Below are 20,625 nucleotides of genomic sequence, written 5' to 3'. Positions count from 1 at the left end.
CCATATACTTTATTTCATCGTGGAGGTGGAGAAAAGTGACGCTACTCAGCTCCAGCCTTTATCCTATTCTTTCTCACCATATCTTTTGGGATAGCAAGTCCCAGTTTCAATTAAGCGTAGATACGTATGATCTATGGGTGCTGTTTGCCGTGGAGAGCGGGAGCTTCTCGTATCGAATAGGGGAAGTAGAGGGAACAGCTCGAATGGGAGATGTGGTCGTTTGTCCGCCGGGCTATCGCTTTCATCGCAGCGTGATCCATGCGTTATCGTTTCACTTTATCGGATTTACTCTTGGCTCGGTTTCAAGCCATGCATTCGCCATGAATGAACGTGAACATGCGGTCCAGCAGCAGCTGTCCGAATCCGCATACAAGCTGATCATTCAGCACCGGAATCGCCTGGCCGACAATTTGAATAGCCTAAAGCAGCAATCGGGATCCACCGAGGATCAGAATCTGTATTGGCAAAATCATATACTGAACGATATTTGGCAATTTTGCCGCCAGACGGAATCCTATCCCGTTAATCAGGAGGCTGAGTTTGCTGATCCGCTTATTGAACAGGCCAAGGCCTTCATTCATCAGAATCGCTATCAGGATATAAGCATGCATAATCTTGCAGCTGAGCTCGGCATAAGTCCTGTACAGCTTAGCCGCAGGTTCCAGCGGAGCGTAGGCTTGGCGCCTTCTCGCTACCTATCCACGCTTCGAATAGAAAAAGCCAAATCACTTCTGACCGAGACCCATTTGCCATTAGAGCAAATTGCCCAAGCATGCGGTTACAGCAACGGATTTTATTTAAGCCGAATATTTTCAAAAAAAGTGAAGGTTAGCCCCTCTGAATATCGTCGGATGAATCGGGTATAGCGCCAACACAGCGGAAGGAAGAAGAAGAAGCAGCCCAAAACGATATTTTCCGGCTTCGGGCTGCTCCTTGTAATTAAGCTTCCATGACAACCCGCCAATTGTTGTTGCACGTTACCTCGACCACGCCATGCTTCTGCAAATACTGGGCGACCAGTTCCGCCATATCGATCTGTACCTCGCGCACGACCTGCTTGCCTTGATACATATCATAATCCCCACCGCCGGCTGCCCGGTAATTGTTCATGACGACCTCAAGCTCCTCGCCGCCCTGCAAAGGCTGTCCGTTCCGAAGCAGCTTCGTGACACGCTGACCGATCGGCATCGCCGCGTTTAACTCATACTCGATGCCTTCCCACATATCGTAGTTGTAATGCTGCAGCTTCGGCACAATGTAGGCTGGATTGACGCCTAATGTACCGTCCTCATTCACTTGGAAATACGCCGCAGTCAGCTCAAGCGCCGCTCTTACATCCGCTCCGGTAAGCCTCAGCACGGTCAGCGTGTTCGGATACATGAAATTCGCAAGTATATCCCGCATCGTCACATCACCGCGGAAGCCTTCGGATTCATTGCTCAGCAGCGCTGCATTCGAGACATCAACGCCCGCCGCATCCATCTGTACCTTATTCATAAACTCGATAAAAGGATGGTCTGCGCTGCGGCATTGCAGCGGGCTTGCTATCGTCATATCGCCGGCAACTTGCCCGATTGGCTGGTCCAGCCAGATCTGCGTCTGTGCCTCCACCTCCTGCGTCAGCACCAGGATCGCGGGATCAGCGGCAACCGTCTCATCTAATCTCAGCAGCTCCGCCTTCTTCTCCGCAATGGTCCATCCGCTTTGCCCTCTCCGGAATGCGACGCTGACTTTGCCTAACGCTTGCCCATTGCAGCCCGGTTGAAGGATGGCAACACCACCAAGCTCGCTTGCGAGAAAACGATGCTGATGCCCCGTAATAAGCACGTCAATGCCTTCCAGCTCCGTACACATGGCGTAGGCCTGATTTTCCCCCGTAAGCTTCTCCGCCGGCTCGCCGCTTAATAGGTCGCGCTCGAAGCCGCCGTGATAAGCGACGACGAGCAGATCCGGTTTTTCTTCCTTTCGAATATGGGCGACCCATTTCTTGGCCGCTTCCAGCGCATCCATGAAGGTTAGCCCTCTAATATGAGCGGGGTTTTCCCAATTCGGAATATAGTGTGTCGTAACGCCTAACAAAGCTACTTTTATGCCCTGACTTAACGTTTTTACGATATATGGCTTGCCAAATGCAGGCTTATTCGTATCGCAATCCACAATGCCCGCCGACAGCCAAGGGAAGCTGGAATCCTTCACCGCTTTGCCAAGCAGCTCCAAGCCGTAGTTAAACTCATGGTTGCCGAGCACCGCCGCATCGTATTTCAGCTCATTCAGCACTGCAATGGCTGGATTCAATTGCTCCTTGCCCGCTGACGCGGAATAATAGGCAAATGGCGTTCCCTGCAGCAGGTCCCCATTATCCACCAGCAGGAGCTCCGGCGTTTGCAGCCTTGCCGCTTTCACTAGCGTTGCGATTTTGGCTAGCCCCGTATGGCGCTCCTCGCGCGTGCGATAATCGACCGGCTGAATATGGCCGTGGATATCGCTTGTCACCATGATCTCATACGTAAATACGTCATTTGTTTTCACTCGATGCGTTCCCTCCAACTGCCTTAATCCTTCTATTTTAACAGCTAAGCTAGCAGGTATGGACCAAAATATACCAAATTTACAAAAGCTTATCCTCTGTTTTACGATCTGATAATAATCCGTCCTTATAGTTAACCAAGTACCATAAACTAGAATTTTTGGAGGGTTATCGTTTGAAAAAAATCGCTAAGTTTGTTTTTCCGTTGCTATTGTCCGTATCTCTGCTCAGTGCTTGTGGCGCAAACAAAACGAATAACGAAGCTGCGGCAACAAACAACGCTGCAACAAATGCTACAAATGCTCCAGCTGCCACCGAACAAGCCGAGGGGTATGTGCCAGAGAAGCTGACCGTGCAATTCGTCCCTTCACAAAATGCAGATACGCTGGAAGCAAAGGCGAAGCCGCTTGAGCAGCTGCTCTCCGATAAGCTTGGCATCCCAGTTGAAGTAAGCATCTCTACCGACTACAACACCATTATCGAAGCGATGGCTTCGCAAAAAGTAGATGTAGGCTTCCTTCCCCCAACTGCCTATGTATTAGCAAAGGACAAGGGTGCTGCTGAAGTTATTCTTCAAGCGCAGCGCTTTGGCGTACAAGACGACACGGGCGCTCCGACCGACCAGCTCGTTGATTTCTACAAATCGATGATTATCGTGAAGAAGGATTCCCCTATTAAATCGATTGAGGACTTGAAAGGCAAAAAAATCGCTTACCAAAACGTAACCTCCTCCGCAGGCTTCGTATGGCCGGCAGGCAAGTTGCTCGAAGCTGGAATTGATCCGCTTAAGGACGTAACGGCTGTTACCGTAAAAGGCCATGACCAAGGCGTTATTGCTGTATTGAACGGCGATGTTGACGCGGCTGCTATTTTCCAAGATGCCCGCACGATCGTAGCGAAGGATTTCCCGACTGTATTTGAAGATACACGCGTATTGACGTATACCGAAAATATTCCGAATGACACGATTTCCGTTCGTTCCGACATGAATGCAGAATGGATGACAAAAATTCAAGATGCCTTTATTGCGCTTGGCACCGACGAAGCTAGCCGCCAAATTATTTTTGACATCTACTCCCACCAGGGCTATGTGAAATCCGAGGACAGCATCTTCAATATCGTTCGCGAATACGGCGAGAAGGTTAAGACCGAGTAATCTTCCATCCCCGCAAAAAAGCACCTCTAATAGCGTATCGAAAGCCAGTTCGCGCCTACTTGCGCCCGGACTGGCTATCCTTTATTACGACGATATTGAGCAAAGGAATGATCCTCCCGTGATAGAGCTTCAGAATGTATCTAAATTGTACCCAAACGGGACAAAAGGCTTGAACAACATTAATTTAACGTTTGCAAAAGGGGAATTCATCGTCATCGTCGGGCTTTCGGGCGCCGGAAAATCGACGCTGCTGCGCTCGATTAACCGTCTTCACGATATTTCGGAGGGCGATATTCTCATTGAAGGACAATCCATTACAAGCGCGAAAGGGAAGCAGCTGCGTTTGATCCGCCGCAACATCGGCATGATTTTTCAAAGCTTCAACCTCGTCAAGCGTTCTTCCGTGCTGCGCAACGTGCTCGCGGGCCGCGTCGGCTATCATTCCACTCTAAGAACGATATCGGGACGATTTCCCGAGAAGGATATGAATATTGCATTCGAAGCGCTGGAACGCGTTAATATTGTCGAAAAGGCGTATTCGCGCGCCGATGAGCTGTCCGGCGGACAGCAGCAGCGTGTAGCGATCGCGCGCGTGCTCGCGCAGGAAGCCAAAATTATTTTGGCAGACGAGCCCGTCGCCTCTTTAGATCCGCTTACGACGAAGCAAGTCATGGATGATCTCAAAAAAATCAATATCGATCTGGGCATCACTACGGTTGTGAATCTGCACTATGTGGATTTGGCGAGGCAATACGCTACCCGGATCATCGGCTTGCGCGCTGGACAAGTCGTATTTGACGGCCCTGTTGCTGAGGCGACTGACGAACGTTTTGCGGAAATTTACGGACGCCCGATTGAAGAAGCCGAGCTGCTGGGAGAGCGACGCGCATGAGTACACAAACGGAGCTTAATCGTCCGAAGGCGCCAAGCAGGCTTAAGCATTATTTGACGGCAATGATCATTATTTTGCTGCTGTGGGGCAGCTCCGTCCAGACCGATGCTACGTTAGGGGAGCTTATTGAAGGTTTTCCGAATATGTTCGACCTGCTTGAGGAGATGTTCCCGCCAAAATGGTCCTATTTCGACAATATCGTCGGCGCGATGCTGGAGACGATTCGAATGGCGCTCATCGGCACGACAATCGGCGCCATATTGGCCATTCCGGTCGCTTTGCTTAGCGCCAGCAACATAACGAAGAGCGGGTGGCTTCGTTATCCTTTGCGCTTCGTGCTCAATCTGATCCGTACCATTCCCGATCTGCTGCTCGCGGCCATCTTTGTATCCATCGTTGGCATCGGCCCGCTGCCGGGCATGATGGCGCTGACCATTTTCTCATTAGGCTTAATCGCAAAGCTAACCTATGAGGCTCTGGAGGCGATAGACCGCGGACCGCTTGAAGCGATGACCGCCGTCGGAGCAACCGGCTTGCAGCGGATTATATATGCGGTTATCCCGCAAATTCAAGCTCATTTCATGTCTTTTACGCTTTATACGTTTGAGATCAACGTTCGCGCAGCAGCCGTGCTTGGTCTCGTAGGCGCTGGCGGCATCGGTCATTATTATGAAATTACGTTAGGTTTTTTGGAATACGACAAAACAAGCGTCATCATTATATTTACACTAGCCATCGTCTTGCTCATTGATTATTCAAGCACGAAGCTGCGGGAGAAGCTGCTATGACTAAACCATGGAACACAATCGTTCGTAAGCCAAAAAATAACCGTTACCGCTGGCTGATCTACTTAGCGCTTGCTGCCGTCTATATATGGGCGTTTGCGGGCATCCCGTTTACGGGCATTAAAGAAACCGCCGTTCAAATTACGAAAGCAATCGTAACCGGCATCCTCTCCCCGGACTGGGGCTTCGTTTATTTGCCTGAAGGCGAGGATTTGCTGAGAGGCCTGCTGGAGACGCTCGCCATATCCATTTTGGGCACCTTTATATCTGCGCTGCTCTGCCTGCCGCTTGCCTTCTGGGCTGCGGTTAATATGAGCGGATCGAGATTCGTGTCAGGCTCTGGCAAAATGGTGCTCAGCTTCATTCGGGCCGTTCCCGAAATCGTGCTGGCGCTCATGTTCATTAAAGCGGTCGGGCCAGGCTCCTTCGCCGGCGTGCTTGCGCTGGGCTTGCATTCGGTCGGCATGCTGGGCAAGCTGTTTGCCGATGAAGTGGAAAATATGGACAAGGGACCCGTGGAGGCGCTGCTCTCCTCCGGCGCGAATCGGCTGCAAATCCTATGGTTTGCCGTCATTCCGCAGGTGCTGCCCGGCTTCCTATCGTATATGCTCTACCGCTTCGAAATCAATATGCGCTCTGCGACCATTCTCGGCGTCATTGGGGCAGGCGGCATCGGCACGCCGCTCATCTTCGCCCTGAGCACCCGCAACTGGGATCGCGTCGGCATTATTTTGCTCGGTATCGTCATTCTAATTACGATTATTGATCTTCTTTCCGGCGTGATCCGCAAGCGCCTTATCTAGACTACAATGTCAAAAAACAGCCCGCACCGGTGAATGCTCACAAGGTACGGGCTGTTTCGTATTGCTTGCTTATCTATTCATCAAACAGGACGCTCAATGGAAAACTGATCGCCCAGCTTCGCATAATCGCTGCCGGCTAGGCGGCTGACTGGCTTCAAAGCCTTGGCGTTGATCCGACCGTTCTCGTACAACGCCTCATCGATATGAAATCGTACAACGCGACCAATGAGCAGGTCACAAGCTGGAGATGCTTCAGTACCGCCAAGCGGGAGTGATTGCTCCAATACGCATTCCATTCGTATTCTCGCCTCGGCCACGCCAGGTACGCTAATATGTTCACTCGCAATCGCCGTCAGTCCGGCTATAGCTACCTCGCTCTCCTCAGGCGGTACATTCGCTGCAGTCTCATTTAACGCTTCAATGTAACTCTCGTCGGATATATGAACGACGAATTCGCCTGCGGCTGCTGCATTTCGGGCGGTGTCCTTCAAGGCACCGCCCGGCTTGCGCTGCACCGATACCGCAACCATCGGCGGATTAGCCGTCACGATATTAAAGAAACTGAACGGCGCTGCATTCAGCACTCCCTCGCTCGATAGCGTCGTAACGAAAGCGATAGGCCTAGGCACAATGCTGCCGATCAGCAGCTTGTAATTATCCTGTACGCTTTGGCTCGTTGGATCAATGGATAGCACAGTCAGCTCCCCTTTCACGGCATTATGATTGCTTAAATCTGCATGCTTTTATTAGGACTTGAAGGTTTTCTTATACCAAGCGGCAGCGGCTGCTACCTCTGAGCTCGTCAACTGATGGCCATGCTGCTCCCAGTGAACCGTAACGGGAGCTCCAGCTCCTTGCAGCAAACGATCAAGCTCTTCGGTCTCCTGCGGCGTGCATATCGGATCGTTAGAGCCTGCACCGATAAAGACAGGCACGCCAGCCAGATTTGGCAATTCCAAGCCGCGGATCGGCACCATCGGGTGATGCAAAATCGCGCCGCGCAGCGTTCCCTCATAATGGAACAGCAAGCTTCCTGCAATATTGGCACCATTGGAATAGCCGATCGCTACGATGTTGCTGCGGTCAAAGCTATACTCGATTGCGGCGCTGTCTAGAAAATCATTTAGCTCCTTCGTACGGAATACCAAATCCTCAAGATCAAAGACGCCTTCAGCTAGTCTGCGGAAATAACGCGGCATGCCATGCTCCAGCACATTCCCTCTTACGCTAAGCACAGATGAATCTGGTGATATGTGGTCCGCGAGCGGGAGCAAATCCCGCTCGGTTCCTCCCGTACCGTGCAAAAGCAGCAGTACGGGTGCAGATTGATCGGTCCCTTGTTTGAATAGATGTTTCATTATTTATCCTCCTCCAATACCCTGATATCAAATGGCGTTAATAATTGCTCGATTTGTGTGCGATGCTCTTCATACCAAGCAGGAAGCATCAGCTTCTCGCCGAGGTGCGCCGGCTCTTCATCGCGAGCAAAGCCCGGAGGATCCGTTGCAATCTCGAATAAAATGCCGCCGGCTTCGCGGAAGTAGATCGCGTTAAAATATTGACGGTCTACGATTGGCGTAGGCTGGAACCCATTGCTCTCGACATGGCTTCTCCATAGCGCATGCTCCGCATCGTCTTTCGCCCGCCATGCGATATGGTGGACAGTGCCGGCGCCGCCATGGCCCAGCTCCATGCTTTCGACATTAACGTCGATTAGGTTGCCGAGGTCACCTGTCGCTTGAAAGCGGGCATAGCCGCCCTCTTCTCCGACTTTCGAAAGCCCCATCACTTTTACAAGAAGCTCAGCCGTTTGGGCAGGAGCGGTACTGTACAAAATCGCGCCCCCGAACCCTTTGATCGCTTTATCCGCTGGAACTCCGCCAAATGCCCATTTGCTTAAAGCGCCTTGCTCACGGGCAACGATTTCAAGCTTTAAGCCGTCCGGATCGACAAATTGCAAATACTGTTCGCCGAATCTCGACGTTTGCACCGCATCTACATTCAGCTTTGCAAGCCGCTCTTTCCAGAAATCGAACGCATCAGTGGGAACAACATAGGTGGTGTAACCAACCTGACCGCCGCCAACTTTGCCTTTGCGTGAGTTTTCCCAAGGGAAAAACGTAATGATCGTACCCGGACTTCCGATTTCATTGCCGAAGTACAGATGATAAACCTCAGGGGCATCAAAGTTGATCGTTTTTTTAATCAAGCGGAGGCCAAGCACCCCTGCGTAAAAATCAGCCGTAACCTGAGGATTTCTTACAAAAGCAGTTATATGATGAATACCAGTCGTTTGCGTTGTCATATCGAACACACTCCCTATTTTATATTAGTTTAGTTTTAAAGTAATGTAACGAACCAAATGACAGATTAACGGATAAGCGCATCAATCGAATAGTCGCCAGCACCTGTTAAAGCAACACCTATAGCAATGGCTACTAACACCAAATTATATTCATAACCATTAGCTGTAGCCCATAGGCCGTTCGGACCATGCACCTTTACAATGGCGCCCAGCATCGCGAGCACGATAAGCGCTGCGGCAAGCGGCGTAAGAAGTCCTGCTGCAAATAACAGTCCACCAACCAACTCCATCAGTCCGGCGGCTACCGCCATAGCTACCCCTGGCTTAATGCCAATCGACTCCATCCAGCCGCCCGTTCCTTTTGGACCATAACCGCCAAACCATCCGAACAGCTTCTGCGCGCCATGCCCTACAAACAACAAACCTACAACTACACGAACTACCAACAATCCTAATGCCATACTCATTTTAAATTCCTCCATTTTTTTGTTTTTGTTTTTATCGCTAATTAAAGAATCTCTAATTTAAGATATTAGACGAACAGGAGCGGCTGATGCCGCCTATAGCTGTTAAAGCCTACTTCGCTTTGAAAAGAATGAGGACTCTGCTCATTTAAGAACATCCCAGCTACTTATAATTCTCCTGCGCAAACTTGCCTAGCTTCTTCAGAAGCTTGCTTGCCACTTGCTTCTCTTCCGCCGTAAGCCCGTTTACCGCTTGCTCGATCGTCGCTTGATGGCCGGGGAATACTTCCTCCACGAACTGCTTGCCCTGATCGGTCAGCTCGGCGTAGATAAGACGTCTATCCTCGGTTGAGGCTCTGCGGCGAACTGCTTGCTTCTTCTCCAGCTTGTCGACCACATACGTAATGTTGCCGCTGCTCATCAGCACCTTTTCGCCGATTTGCTGCAAGGGCTGCGGCCCTCTGTGATACAACAGCTCAAGCACGCCGAATTCTGTCCGGTTTAAGCCATTTTTACGTATATCGCGATCCGCATGCGCGTTCACCCATTGGGTCGCTCTAGACAGCGCGATGAAGAGATCTAATGAATCATTTTGTTTTTGTTTTTCGTTGGCCATGATTATCACTCCCTTCTGCGCTGCATTTATCTTTAAGTTAATTATCTTGAATTAAAGATAATATATTTTGAAACAGTTGTCAACTGCTTTTCTAAACTTTTTTGCAGGCACGGAAAACAACATAGGAATGAAAGCGGAGCTCGATTTTTCAAATCTAGATGGAATCCCATCGCTAAGTATAAAATAAAGAGATTCCCTATCATAAGGATAGAAAATCTCTCGGGTCATTTCCTGCCATTTTGTTTTACTTAGCCGTTCTGACTGAATTGCCTTTGATTAGCGTAACATATATCCGTTCATGCTCAACCGTTTCGCCGCTTATAAGCTTAATGAGCTGCTCGGCAGCAAGCGCTCCCCATTTGCGCTTCGAATAATCAATCGTGGATAGACGTGGCTGCGTATACGAAGCCAGCTCCATATTATCGAACCCAACGATATGAATATGTTCCCCAATCCGAATGTTCGGATAGTTCCCCGCCAAATAATTGTACATGCCGATCGCCATCTCATCATTGAAGCAAAACACAGAGGCGGAGACCGAACCGCCGCTGCTGTCTGCCATAATTCGCGCCGCTGCCCGCTCCCCCGCCGACTTGTTGAAATCGCCTTCGATGACGGTAAGCGTAACGCCGGCTGTCCGCTCTACCGCTTGCGTAACTGCCTGCAGCCGCTGCTTCGAATCGTATGAGCCGCTAGGTCCCGTTACGACGTAAAGCGTTCGATGCCCTTGCTCGATAAGATATTCCGCCGCCAGCCTAGCTCCCGCCTTGTTGTCGAGCAGCACCTGATTGATGTTCGGATGCGAAAGCTCTCGATCCAGTACAACGAGCTTATGGCCGCGATCTGCATAGCTCATCAGCTCTTCGCTGCCGAATGTCTCATCCAATATAATGGCCCCGTCGATCATGCGCTCGGGCAGCATCCGATGGGACTGCTTGCCGCTGCATACAATAAGGTCATAGCCCTTTTGCGACAGAATCTCCTTCGTTCCTTGCAGGAGATCGCCATAGAACGCGCCGCTGAAGTCGGTAAGAAAGACACCGATAATTTTCGTTTCCCTCGTCTTGAGCGATCTCGCAGCAGCGTTCGGGACATAATTCAATTCCTTGGCGATAGCAAGTATTCTTGCTGTCGTCTCGTCCGTCACCTTGGGGCTGCCGTTAAGCGCGTAAGATACCGTCGAGATCGAGACCCCCGCTTGTTTAGCGATATCCTTAATACTAACCACAGCACTCGCTCCTATCTATCATTGTTCCTTCACTATATCACAAAGACTGGCGGTTCTTGGATACCGCCAGTCAGCTTCTTACATAAAAATTTCTATCCGGTTGGATGCCGCATTCAGGCTTGCTTTCAATTGCTCGCCCGGAATTTGCATACCGCCTGTACGATAGCGGTTAGCTGACGGTATTAGCGGCATTTCCTTGCCGTTAATCGTAATCTTTGTAATCTGCTTCGCCTCGCTGATGCGATAGACGAAGATGATCGGCAAGCCGTTCCACATGAATTCGAATTGCATGCCGTCAAGCTTGGCAGGCAGAACCGGATCGATGACCAGCTCGCCTTCTGATTGACGAATGCCGAGTGCATTCGAAATCAATTGGTTCATATAAATGCCGGGGCCGCTTGAATAGATCCGCCAGCCGCCTTTAACCGGTACTGTCCCTTCACGCAGCTCGCCAAAGCGCTCTTGCGCCTCATAGCGGTTATTGAACTTGCCATCCGAGCTGCTAAAGTACGAGTTGCTTTGGCGCAGCTCCGCATTTGGTACGACATCGCGAAGGCCGACCGGATTAATCATCAAGAGGCTTTGCCACACTTCATCGGTCTTGCCCAGCTTCGCCATTGCTTCTACATAGCGGATGTGAGCATGCACGTATTGCAAGCCAACCTCCCGGCCGAAGTTCGCTGCCTGCTCCGCCCGCTTGAAGTTCGTGCTTACGCCGCCCGCATACTGCGCAGGGCGATCCATGAGCCGCACGCCATCCGGGCAATACAGCTGCTCTTTAATAATGCGGTAATGCTCCGCCGCTTGCTCCTCTGTCAGCAGCTCGCTGATCATGCTGCGTGTCATAGGAAGCAGGCGGTACTGAATGCCTGTAGTCGTATCCGTAGGATGCAGCATCAGCTTCGCATCGCCCGGCTTCTCCATATAGACGAAGCCCGGAATAACTTCCTGCTGAAGCATGTATCGGTTAAAATCCTCTTTGATCGCGGTTGCCAGCTCCGTAAGCTCAGCGGCCTGCACTGCATCCACTGCCTCCATTACGCGTCCAAACTGCGCAATCACCTGATACGTCAGCGCGACTGTCCAGCTGCTGATCATATATTGCTTCAACTGCGCATTTGCCGGTTGAAGCGTATCATCCCAATCGCCGTCGCCATACGAAGACAAATGCGTGTCATGCAGGAAGTGATCCTTCATATAAGCAATTTCCTTCAGCGCATGCTCGAGCAGCGTTGCCGATTCCGTCGTAAATTCACCCTTGTGGCGTACCGTATAAGGAACGCGTTCTTGCAAAATGCTGTAATCCTTCGTCGCAGCGAGGTAATCGCCAAGCACCTTCAATGGCCAGACAATAATGTCGCCATGACTCTCCTCCTGCTGAATGCGGAAGTACTGGTCGAACATGAACCATTGCGGCCAGTTGCCGTCATCCTCATATTGATGCGAATAAACGGTCTTAAGAATTTCAGCAACCTGCTCGTATTTGCGCATCGCCATAAAATATTCCGTAGGGCCTTGGCAAACGTCACGCGTTCCCCACGCTGCCCCGCCATACTGCTCTAGTCCGTGCGGAACGGAATAATGGACGAGCATATTGTGCGTGTACCACCATGCCAGCGCGTTCACTTTGTCCAGCTCAGCCGCAGCTTCAGCTGTTCCTTCCCCAGACAGGCGGAAGCCGTTCATCACATCCCGGAAAAATTCACGGTAGCGTTCGATTTCCAGCTCCGACTTCCGTTCTATGAGCGGCAGATCCTCACCATGCAAGAGACCTTGCATCGTAATCGTCCATTCTGTGCTTGCGCCAAGCTGAAGAACCACTAACGAAGCTGCCCCAGGCTTAACGCCGCTGATAAGCAAGCTTTCATCGCCTGCTGTCATGTCCGCTCCATTAACCGTCATCCGGTATTGCAGATTAGGGAAGACAGAGGAGCTGATCGATTCACGGTTTGCCTTAAACGAAAATACGCCATCCGCCTGCTCCATATGGAAGGGAAGCTCATATTCGTTGTTGTTCATTGAAACTTGGTTCGAAACGAGGCAGCGATAGGCTTTCCCGTTAACCGAACGCAAGTGGAGACGAACCTCAGGCGTATCGACTGTCGTGAAATTCGTAATGATAAGCGTATCGTCTGCCATCTTGTAATACCAACGGGCATAGTTGAACCCGATCTCGAACATCGAAGGCATTGTGAGCAGGCGGTACGTTCCTTCCACCTCTACGTAGATGCGCTGACCCGAGGTTTTGAGCGTATTCAGAGCGCTGCGGGCATTTGTAAGCATCTTATGGAAGTTCGTATTGCCTGCAAGAAGCTGCGAGTTGAAAATGCCATACATATATGAAGTTGTCGTCATGACGTTCTCAGTCATCTTGTCATTGCCGCCGGACATTAGAATATGACCATGCGGACGTTCAACAAGCAGCTCTTTCTCCTTCAGCACAACATGCTCATGGCTGTCAGTGAAGAAGGAAAGCAGCTTGCCATCCTGCCATTCCTCTTGATGACGGAAAGGGAAATAGGCGTCAATCTCCGCCGAAGTCATCGATGCCGTACGTACAGGCGAACCGATGTCAGCCGCGATTTCTACTTGAGCTGAAGGCTCAGAGGCTGCTGATAGGTCAGCGTCTTTGGAGCGCTCAACCTCTTCCCAAGCGCTCCGAACTTCCGCGCCGAATGCGAGCGAATCGACAGCAGAAGGGTGATCCGCTTTGAACAAGCCATAAAATACGAAGCGCGCTTCCCCCTTAAGCTGGGTAAGCTCCGATTGCAGCGCCGCATATCCGAATTCGTATTGATATACTTCATTCGCGAGCGTAGGCTTTGCAAGCGCCTCCGGCACATCCGTTTCCTTATAGCTGAGGCCGAAAAATTGGAACCCATCCGTCGAATAGCCAGCCGCACCCGTAAGCGAGCCATGCTGCACATAAGGGAATGCGCCGCCTTGCATCGGCTGATTCTGACGGAAGCACAGCACATAGCCTTGCTTCTCGTCTTTAAACGCCTTATGGTCAACATACTGCGACATATAGGCTTCGTTTGTCCGTACCGCGCCGATATCGGCTAGTCCGATATCTTGTCCGTAGATGATGTCGATCTTTGCTTCGCTTCCAAGCGAATCAACCGTTACATCCCAGAACCAAATGCCATGCTTCGTCGCAGTGAAAACAACGCGGTAAGGGATGCTGCCAAACGCCGTCCCCTCCCAAAGCAGGCGTTCGCCTGCCGCCGACATGCGGCTCGTTGAACGAATGCCAAGCAGCGGCTCGTAAGATATGCCTTCTGCGCCATGCATGCGCAAATAAAGATTGTTAAGTGATCCGTCAACCGCGTTCGACACCACTTGATTCAGCATCGTTCCTTGATGAACAGCTCTTGCAAGATCCCCGCTGCTCAAAAAATCAAAAGTCAGCTCTCCTGCTTTTATCTGTACCAAATCCATCGCCTTAAGCGTATCGATTACAGCTTCCATGCTTCTCACTGCCTTTCTACTTGCTTAGTTTGAATTTAAGCGCCGTTACATCACGGCTATTAGGACCTATATATAGTTCAAAGTCGCCAGGTTCGCTAGCAAACGTAAGATCAGCATGATAATAGCGCAGCTGCTGCTCCTCCAGCGTGAAGGAGATTTCTTTGCTCTCGCCCGGCTGCAGCATTACCTTGCGGAATGCTTTCAGCTCCTGCAGCGGCCGCACGACGTCGCCAGCCATGTCCCGCACGTACAGCTGCACGGTATCCTCGCCATCGCGAGCACCCGTGTTCGTTATGGTTATGTTTACACGCAATGGCTCCGAGGCACTCATCGTATCCACGGCCATCTCCGCTCCGCTGTATTCAAAGGTCGTATATCCTAGCCCGTAGCCAAACGGCAGCAGCGGCTCATTCGGAATGTCCAAGTATTGCGATACGTATCTCACCTGCGCATCCGGAGCGCCCTGCGGACGGCCAGTATTGAACCGGTTATAATAGACCGGCACTTGGCCGACGGAATAAGGAAATGACATCGTCAGCCTGCCCGTTGGCTCGGCTTCGCCGAACAGCAGCTCCGCAATAGCTGCGCCGCCCTCTGTTCCTGGGAACCAAGCTTCCAGCACCGCGTCTGCTTGATCGATAACGCCATGCAGATCAAGCGGCCGACCGTTGAATAATACAGCGACCATCGGCTTGCCTAGCTGCTTCAGCTTGGCGACCAGCTCCAGCTGCACCTTCGGCAGCCGGATATCGGAGCGGCTTCCCGCTTCCCCGCTCATATCGGAATGCTCGCCCAGTGCCAGCACAAGGACATCCGCATGGCTTGCCGCCGTAAGCGCTGCTTGCCACTGCTCGTCTGTCGCCGATTCGATGCCGCAGCCCTCTGACACAGACAGCAGCGACGCATCGATCTTGCTCGCTATGCCTGCTGCCAGCTGAACCGCCTCGTCCTTAGAGCCAAGCCAAGACCATGGACCAAGAATATCGCCGTTAGCCGCGAACGGGCCGATTAACGCTATTTTCTGTTCGCGCCCAAGCGGAAGAACAGCTTCATTTTTCAAGAGAACGCATGATTTAAGCGCCAGCTCTCTCGAAGCCTTCAGATGGGCTGCCGAGCCCACAATTTCCTGCTCAAGCCCCGCATTCGCGCCGCGGTATGGCTGCTCGAACAAACCAAGCTTCTGCTTCAGCTCCAGAATACGCAGCACAGCTTCATCTATCAGCGCTTCGTCAATCTCGTTCGCTTCGACAAGGCGCTGGAGATGATCGGCGTAACAGGTCGTCATCATCTCGATATCTACGCCCGCTCTGATCGCTTTCATCGCCGCCTCTGCCTCATCCGCCGCAACACCGTGCGGGATCAGCTCTTTTACAGCGCCCCAATCGGAGATCATGACGCCGTCAAACGCCCATTCGCCGCGAAGCAGATCGCGCATCAGCCATTTGTTGCCCGTAGCTGGTATGCCGTCTACCGTATTGAATGCCGTCATGACCATTTCGCAGCCTTCGTCCAGCGCCGCTTTATAGGAAGGCAAATAAAACTCGCGAAGCTGACGCTCGGAAAGATCAACCGTGTTATAGTCGCGTCCGCCCTCTGCAGCTCCATATGCCGCAAAATGCTTCACGCAGGCAGCAACGCGGCTAACATCGTTAGCAAGATCCTTCCCTTGGAAGCCTCTTACGAATGCTCTCGCAAACTCGCTGTTCAAGTAAGGGTCCTCGCCGGTCGATTCCATCACTCTTCCCCATCTTGGGTCACGCACGAGATCGACCATTGGCGCGAACGTGACGTGTACGCCAGCCGCAGCGGCTTCCTTGGCCGCAATCTCCGCGCTTTGCTCGGCCAGCTCCAAATCCCACGAGCAGCCGATCGCCAGCGGCACGGGGAAGATCGTTTTGTAGCCGTGGACGATATCCGCCATAACGAGCAGAGGTATGCCAAGGCGGTTGGTCGCCAAATGCTGCTTCTGAACGTTAATGACATCATTAGCGCCCGTTAAGCCTAGAACCGAGCCGGTATTGCGCACCGTTTCCTCCGTTATGCCCATCTCCGCCATCGGTCCGGTTATTTGCCCATCCGCGCCTTGAAAGAAAGGCGCCGCCAGCTGCAGCAGCTGACCAACCTTCTCCTCAAGCGTCATGAGCTTTAGAAGCTCCGCAGGTTGCTTCACCATATCCGTGTTCCTCCCTCGTTGTATCCAATTCAGATCCATCATTCTTATCATTAATGTTTGCAGGTCCATCAGTCTATACAACACAACTATGTGTATTACCCCATGTTTTACGGAATCGAAACGTTTCTATTGATACCTAATCTGGATTATAAACAATTCAAAAAGAGTCGTCAATGACTGTTTCAAATAGGATAGAAACGTTTATATTGCCAATATAAGACTATTTTTGTTCAATAAAAAAGGCTTGAATACGATTTCAGTTTGATCTATAATGATGTCGAAACGTTTCGAGGATCAATTGCAGTTTGGTTTGGAAGTTTTAAATGGGGTATTATTTCGTTAATAGAAACGTTTCACCACATCAAAAAGATAGGCTATATATCATGTGGCGATCGTTTTTGCTTCAGGAGGTGTATGAGCAGCATTCTGCTTGTCCCGTTCGGCATTTTGGCTGAAATGACAGCCGCCCTCGTGCATAACTTGCACTTATTCACTGCATAGTACTTATTAGAATCTTTTACTCGGGAGGTATTTTTTATGTTTAAAAAATCGGTAGCAACTACGCTAGCCAGCTCTATGCTGATTATCGGAGCACTCACTGCCTGCGGTGGCAATGGAAACGACAAAGCCGCTGACAGCAAAGTAACGATCAACGTATGGGGCATGGGTGAAGAAGCCAAAGCCTTGCCGAAAATTGCTGAGCAATTCGAAAGCGAGAATCCTAACATTAAAGTCAATGTACAGGCGCTTCCTTGGGATACGGCGCATGACAAGCTGCTAACGGCTGTCGCTTCCAAGAAAGGCCCGGACGTGCTTCAAATGGGTACGACTTGGATTCCTGAATTCGGCTCCGCCAAAGCGCTTTTGGATCTGACTCCTTACGTCGAGCAATATCCGGAGCTTGCTGAAGAGAACTTCTATCCCGGTTCGATTACAACGACTAAATACGAAAATGCAACTGTCGGCGTGCCTTGGTATATCGACACTCGCGTGCTTTACTACCGTACAGACCTTCTGAAGGAAGCCGGATATGATCAAGCTCCTAAAACGTGGGACGAGCTGAAGGATGCTGCAACCAAGCTCAAAGCTCGCGGCAAAAACAAGTACGGCATCAGCCTAGATGTAAACGAGCAATCGCTTCTATTCATGTTTGCGCGTCAAAATGGCTCGAAGCTTATCGAGAACAACAAGCCGTTATTCAACCAACCCGAGTTTGTTGAAGCGGTCAACTATTTGAACAGCTTCTTCAAAGACGGCTCTGCGCCGATTGATCTTGGCATGGACATCATCCCTGCGTTCAAGGGCGATGGCATTTTGCCTATGTTCATCAGCGGCCCATGGATGATTAAACTAATCAACGACCAAGCTCCTGAGCTTAAAGGCAAGTGGGCTACTGCCGTGCTTCCTAAGAAAGAGAACAATCTATCTTCCCTAGGCGGCTCTAACCTGTCCGTATTCCAATATACGGAGCACAAAGAGGAAGCTTTGAAATTCCTAGCTTACATGAGCAAGCCTGAAACGCAATTGAAATGGCTGGAGCTTTCGAACTCCCTTCCTTCCACGAAGAAAGCATGGGAAGACGAAGCTTTGACGACTGACCCTAACTTGAAAGTTATTGGCGAGCAAATGAACAACTCGGAGCCAATGCCAGTTATTAAGCCATGGGAAGAAATTGCCCAAAACGTTCTATCCACATTCGAGAAAATTTACCGCGGCAACTCAGACGTACAGAAGGAACTGGACAGCTTCAACGCTAAATCCGAGCAAATTTTGAATAAATAATGATCGCTAGTGTCGGCAGCGCTCCTGAAACGGAGCCGCTGCCGGTTCCATTAGGAATGGAAGAAGCCAGGCGCTCATAGCAAAGGAAGGGTCGTATATGAAAGGGATCTCCCAGAGCAAGGCACCGTATTTCTTTATCGCTCCAACGCTTATTTTACTTACCTTATTCTCGTTATTGCCGATCCTCGTAGCCTTAATAATAAGCTTTACTAATATGGACTTGGCGGGTCTCGCTGACTGGTCCAATATTTCATTCGTCGGATTCAAAAACTATGTAGACGTGCTGGCCGATCCTATTTTTGTAAAAGCCATATTGAATACGTTGTTTTACGTTATTATCGGGGTTCCACTCGTTATCTTATGCTCGCTCGCTATTGCGATCATGATTAATTTTGGCGCGAACCGTGCGTTCAAAGCTTTCCGCGTTATTTATTACATGCCTTCGGTAACGAACGTTGTAGCCGTTGCGGTTGTATGGGGCTTTCTTTACAATCCGGCTTTTGGTCTGCTTAACTATGCACTCGATTCGATCCATCTGCCTACCGTTCCTTGGCTTCAAGACCCAATTATGGCCAAGATATCGCTTATTCTGATGGCGGTATGGAGAGGGATCGGTCTAAATATGATCATCTTTATCGCTGCTCTGCAAGGCATTCCGAAATCTTACTACGAGGCGGCTCAGCTCGATGGCGCAAGCACCTGGAAGCAGCTTATCTATATTACGATTCCGATGCTTCGCTTCGCGATCTTCTTCGTATCGATCACGACGATGATCGGCTGGCTGCAATTTTTCGAGGAGCCCTTCATTATGACAAACGGCGGCCCGCTCGATAGCACGACCTCTGTGGCGCTGTTCATTTACCGCAACGGCTTCCAGCTTAGCAACTTCGGATATGCGGCAGCGGGATCGTTCGTCCTGTTTATCGCAATCATTATTATTACGCTCGTTCAATTCAGATTTCAAAACAAAGAAACGGATCTATAATCCTAACGGAGGTGTAATGGATGAGTTCGCAAACCAAAGCGTCTAGCGCCTCAAGCGGCGAAAAAGCGCTCAAGTGGATACTGGGCATTTGCCTCGCAGTCGGCGGGGTATTGGTCATCCTTCCTTTCGTATGGATGATCCTTTCTGCCTTCAAGCCGGAGGGCGAGATTCAAAATATCCCACCTACCCTGCTGCCTGAGCGGTTCACGACGGAAAACTTTAAAAATTTGTTCGAGAATATGAACTTTGGCGTCTATTTGAAAAATACGCTCATTATCGTCCTCTTCTCCTTTATCGGTCTATTCATGAATGCGATGGCCGGGTTCGGCTTTGCGAAATATAAATTCAAGGGCAGCAATAACTTGTTCTATATCGTGCTCGCTACGATGATGATTCCAGGTCAGGTTACGATGATTCCGGTCTACCTGATTTTGAATGAGATGCATCTCACGAATACGATGATCGGCGTCGTGCTGCCAGGCCTTGTCGGGGCGTTCGGCATATTCCTGTTCCGTCAGTTTATGTCCACCATTCCGGACGAGCTGCTTGAAGCGACCCGTCTTGACGGTGCAAGCGAATTCCGTACCTTCCTGCAGATCGTGCTTCCGATCTCGAAGCCTATTCTCGCGGTACAAGGTATTCTCGCCTTCATCGGCGGATGGAACAGCTTCCTATGGCCGCTCATTATTGCCAATGACGAGAAGCTGTACACGCTATCCGTCGGCTTGTCCTTGCTTAAAGGGCAATACGGCGGCAACTATGCGCTTCAGATGGCCGGCTCCACGTTTATGGTCGTGCCGATTATAATCATTTTTATCTTCTTTCAGAAGCACATTATCGAGAACTACGCCATTTCAGGCATTAAGTAATCACCGGAGCTGTCCCAAAAGGTTATCAACCTTAAAGGGCAGCTTTTTTTATTTCGCGCAACCAAGTGGGCAACAGGAAGTTCCTCTGACGGAAATAGATCTAGAAACTAGATCTATTCCTCACCAACTAGCCCAACTCACGCAAATAAGTCTAGAAAGTAGACTTATTATAGGCGCTCAACCAGCCAATTGGGCTTCCGGGCACTACGCCAGCGATAATAGATCTAGAAACTAGATCTATTCTTCACCAACTAGCCCAATTCACGGAAATAAGTCTAGAAAGTAGACCTATTATAGGCGCTCAACCAGCCAAATGGGCTTCTGGATACCCCGCTAGCGATAATAGATCTAGAAACTAGATCTATTCTTCACCAACTAGCCCAACTCATGGAAATAGGTCTAGAATGTAGACTTATTATAGGCGTTCAACCCGCCAAATGTGCTTCCGGGCACTCCGCCAGCGGAAATAGATCTAGAAACTAGATCTATTCTTCACCAACTAGCCCAATTCACGGAAATAGGTCTAGAAAGTAGACTTATTATAGGCGCTCAACCCGCCAATTGGGCTT

General features: G+C 50.5%; 17 protein-coding genes. 8 read left to right on the top strand and 9 right to left on the bottom strand.

Translation table 11 applies throughout. The features are described 5' to 3' along the window. Positions 1-35: 35 nt before the first annotated feature. The gene (locus HI950_RS36730) at positions 36-866 is read left to right on the top strand and encodes an AraC family transcriptional regulator (protein WP_169084198.1); all 831 of its coding nucleotides are present in this window, start codon (positions 36-38) and stop codon (positions 864-866) included. 73 nt (positions 867-939) lie between these two features. On the opposite strand, the gene HI950_RS17130 is transcribed toward HI950_RS36730, so the two are convergent. Next, positions 940-2,496, bottom strand: coding sequence for a bifunctional metallophosphatase/5'-nucleotidase (locus HI950_RS17130; protein WP_169084716.1), 1,557 nt, complete (start codon positions 2,494-2,496; stop codon positions 940-942). 206 nt (positions 2,497-2,702) lie between these two features. Here HI950_RS17130 and HI950_RS17125 point away from each other — a divergent pair, with 206 nt between their 5' ends. From HI950_RS17125 to phnE (HI950_RS17110), 4 genes are all read left to right on the top strand, one after another. Continuing rightward, positions 2,703-3,683 (top strand): phosphate/phosphite/phosphonate ABC transporter substrate-binding protein, encoded by a 981-nt coding sequence (locus tag HI950_RS17125; RefSeq protein WP_169084197.1) that lies wholly within the window; start codon positions 2,703-2,705, stop codon positions 3,681-3,683. Positions 3,684-3,801: 118 nt separating this feature from the next. Then, the gene (gene phnC / locus HI950_RS17120) at positions 3,802-4,575 is read left to right on the top strand and encodes a phosphonate ABC transporter ATP-binding protein (protein WP_169084196.1); all 774 of its coding nucleotides are present in this window, start codon (positions 3,802-3,804) and stop codon (positions 4,573-4,575) included. Continuing rightward, the gene (gene phnE / locus HI950_RS17115) at positions 4,572-5,363 is read left to right on the top strand and encodes a phosphonate ABC transporter, permease protein PhnE (protein WP_169084195.1); all 792 of its coding nucleotides are present in this window, start codon (positions 4,572-4,574) and stop codon (positions 5,361-5,363) included. The genes phnC and phnE (HI950_RS17115) overlap by 4 nt, the downstream gene beginning before the upstream one ends. Beyond that, a complete protein-coding gene (gene phnE / locus HI950_RS17110) occupies positions 5,360-6,163 on the top strand; it encodes a phosphonate ABC transporter, permease protein PhnE (protein WP_169084194.1) in 804 nt (267 codons plus the stop codon). The genes phnE (HI950_RS17115) and phnE (HI950_RS17110) overlap by 4 nt, the downstream gene beginning before the upstream one ends. An 80-nt stretch (positions 6,164-6,243) precedes the next feature. Here the strand turns inward: phnE (HI950_RS17110) and HI950_RS17105 are convergent, their stop codons facing one another. The 8 genes from HI950_RS17105 to HI950_RS17070 all read right to left on the bottom strand — a co-directional run bounded on the left by HI950_RS17105 (position 6,244) and on the right by HI950_RS17070 (position 16,420). Continuing rightward, the gene (locus HI950_RS17105) at positions 6,244-6,858 is read right to left on the bottom strand and encodes a flavin reductase family protein (RefSeq protein ID WP_169084193.1); all 615 of its coding nucleotides are present in this window, start codon (positions 6,856-6,858) and stop codon (positions 6,244-6,246) included. A gap of 51 nt (positions 6,859-6,909) precedes the next feature. After that, positions 6,910-7,521 (bottom strand): alpha/beta hydrolase, encoded by a 612-nt coding sequence (locus HI950_RS17100; protein ID WP_169084192.1) that lies wholly within the window; start codon positions 7,519-7,521, stop codon positions 6,910-6,912. Further along, positions 7,521-8,468, bottom strand: coding sequence for a ring-cleaving dioxygenase (locus tag HI950_RS17095; RefSeq protein WP_169084191.1), 948 nt, complete (start codon positions 8,466-8,468; stop codon positions 7,521-7,523). Before HI950_RS17095 ends, HI950_RS17100 begins: the two co-directional genes overlap by 1 nt. Positions 8,469-8,533: 65 nt before the next feature. Next, the gene (locus HI950_RS17090) at positions 8,534-8,935 is read right to left on the bottom strand and encodes a DoxX family protein (RefSeq protein WP_169084190.1); all 402 of its coding nucleotides are present in this window, start codon (positions 8,933-8,935) and stop codon (positions 8,534-8,536) included. Positions 8,936-9,095: 160 nt separating this feature from the next. Continuing rightward, entirely contained in the window at positions 9,096-9,548 is a 453-nt protein-coding gene (locus tag HI950_RS17085) for a MarR family winged helix-turn-helix transcriptional regulator (RefSeq protein ID WP_169084189.1), read from the bottom strand. A 244-nt stretch (positions 9,549-9,792) separates the two neighbouring features. Then, complete coding sequence (locus HI950_RS17080) at positions 9,793-10,776, bottom strand: LacI family DNA-binding transcriptional regulator (protein WP_169084188.1); 984 nt, start codon at positions 10,774-10,776, stop codon at positions 9,793-9,795. A 78-nt stretch (positions 10,777-10,854) separates the two neighbouring features. After that, complete coding sequence (locus HI950_RS17075; RefSeq protein ID WP_223285341.1) at positions 10,855-14,247, bottom strand: GH36-type glycosyl hydrolase domain-containing protein; 3,393 nt, start codon at positions 14,245-14,247, stop codon at positions 10,855-10,857. A gap of 16 nt (positions 14,248-14,263) precedes the next feature. Continuing rightward, positions 14,264-16,420 carry a glycoside hydrolase family 3 N-terminal domain-containing protein gene (locus HI950_RS17070; protein WP_169084187.1) on the bottom strand — a complete coding sequence of 719 codons (2,157 nt, stop codon included), beginning with the start codon at positions 16,418-16,420 and terminating at the stop codon, positions 14,264-14,266. A gap of 537 nt (positions 16,421-16,957) precedes the next feature. Between HI950_RS17070 and HI950_RS17065 the strand changes: the two genes are divergently transcribed. From HI950_RS17065 to HI950_RS17055, 3 genes are all read left to right on the top strand, one after another. After that, positions 16,958-18,202 (top strand): sugar ABC transporter substrate-binding protein, encoded by a 1,245-nt coding sequence (locus tag HI950_RS17065; protein WP_169084186.1) that lies wholly within the window; start codon positions 16,958-16,960, stop codon positions 18,200-18,202. 97 nt (positions 18,203-18,299) lie between these two features. Continuing rightward, positions 18,300-19,187, top strand: a complete 888-nt coding sequence (locus HI950_RS17060) for a carbohydrate ABC transporter permease (protein WP_169084185.1) — start codon at positions 18,300-18,302, stop codon at positions 19,185-19,187. A gap of 20 nt (positions 19,188-19,207) precedes the next feature. After that, positions 19,208-20,056 (top strand): carbohydrate ABC transporter permease, encoded by an 849-nt coding sequence (locus HI950_RS17055; RefSeq protein WP_169084184.1) that lies wholly within the window; start codon positions 19,208-19,210, stop codon positions 20,054-20,056. Positions 20,057-20,625: the final 569 nt, after the last annotated feature.

It is taken from the genome of Paenibacillus sp. PL91, from assembly GCF_012935325.2.
GTDB lineage: Bacteria > Bacillota > Bacilli > Paenibacillales > Paenibacillaceae > Pristimantibacillus.
Note: the sequence above shows the minus strand (reverse complement) of the source record. Positions and strands in the feature narration are given on the sequence as shown.

What these genes read in the sequence shown, in the direction of transcription:
- HI950_RS17130 (WP_169084716.1), bottom strand. Translation starts at nt 2,496, where the DNA reads ATGGTGACAAGCGATATCCACGGCCATATTCAGCCGGTCGATTATCGC.
- phnE (WP_169084195.1), top strand. Translation starts at nt 4,572, where the DNA reads ATGAGTACACAAACGGAGCTTAATCGTCCGAAGGCGCCAAGCAGGCTT.
- phnE (WP_169084194.1), top strand. Translation starts at nt 5,360, where the DNA reads ATGACTAAACCATGGAACACAATCGTTCGTAAGCCAAAAAATAACCGT.
- HI950_RS17100 (WP_169084192.1), bottom strand. Translation starts at nt 7,521, where the DNA reads ATGAAACATCTATTCAAACAAGGGACCGATCAATCTGCACCCGTACTG.
- HI950_RS17095 (WP_169084191.1), bottom strand. Translation starts at nt 8,468, where the DNA reads ATGACAACGCAAACGACTGGTATTCATCATATAACTGCTTTTGTAAGA.
- HI950_RS17090 (WP_169084190.1), bottom strand. Translation starts at nt 8,935, where the DNA reads ATGAGTATGGCATTAGGATTGTTGGTAGTTCGTGTAGTTGTAGGTTTG.
- HI950_RS17085 (WP_169084189.1), bottom strand. Translation starts at nt 9,548, where the DNA reads ATGGCCAACGAAAAACAAAAACAAAATGATTCATTAGATCTCTTCATC.
- HI950_RS17075 (WP_223285341.1), bottom strand. Translation starts at nt 14,247, where the DNA reads ATGGAAGCTGTAATCGATACGCTTAAGGCGATGGATTTGGTACAGATA.
- HI950_RS17070 (WP_169084187.1), bottom strand. Translation starts at nt 16,420, where the DNA reads ATGGTGAAGCAACCTGCGGAGCTTCTAAAGCTCATGACGCTTGAGGAG.
- HI950_RS17065 (WP_169084186.1), top strand. Translation starts at nt 16,958, where the DNA reads ATGTTTAAAAAATCGGTAGCAACTACGCTAGCCAGCTCTATGCTGATT.
- HI950_RS17060 (WP_169084185.1), top strand. Translation starts at nt 18,300, where the DNA reads ATGAAAGGGATCTCCCAGAGCAAGGCACCGTATTTCTTTATCGCTCCA.
- HI950_RS17055 (WP_169084184.1), top strand. Translation starts at nt 19,208, where the DNA reads ATGAGTTCGCAAACCAAAGCGTCTAGCGCCTCAAGCGGCGAAAAAGCG.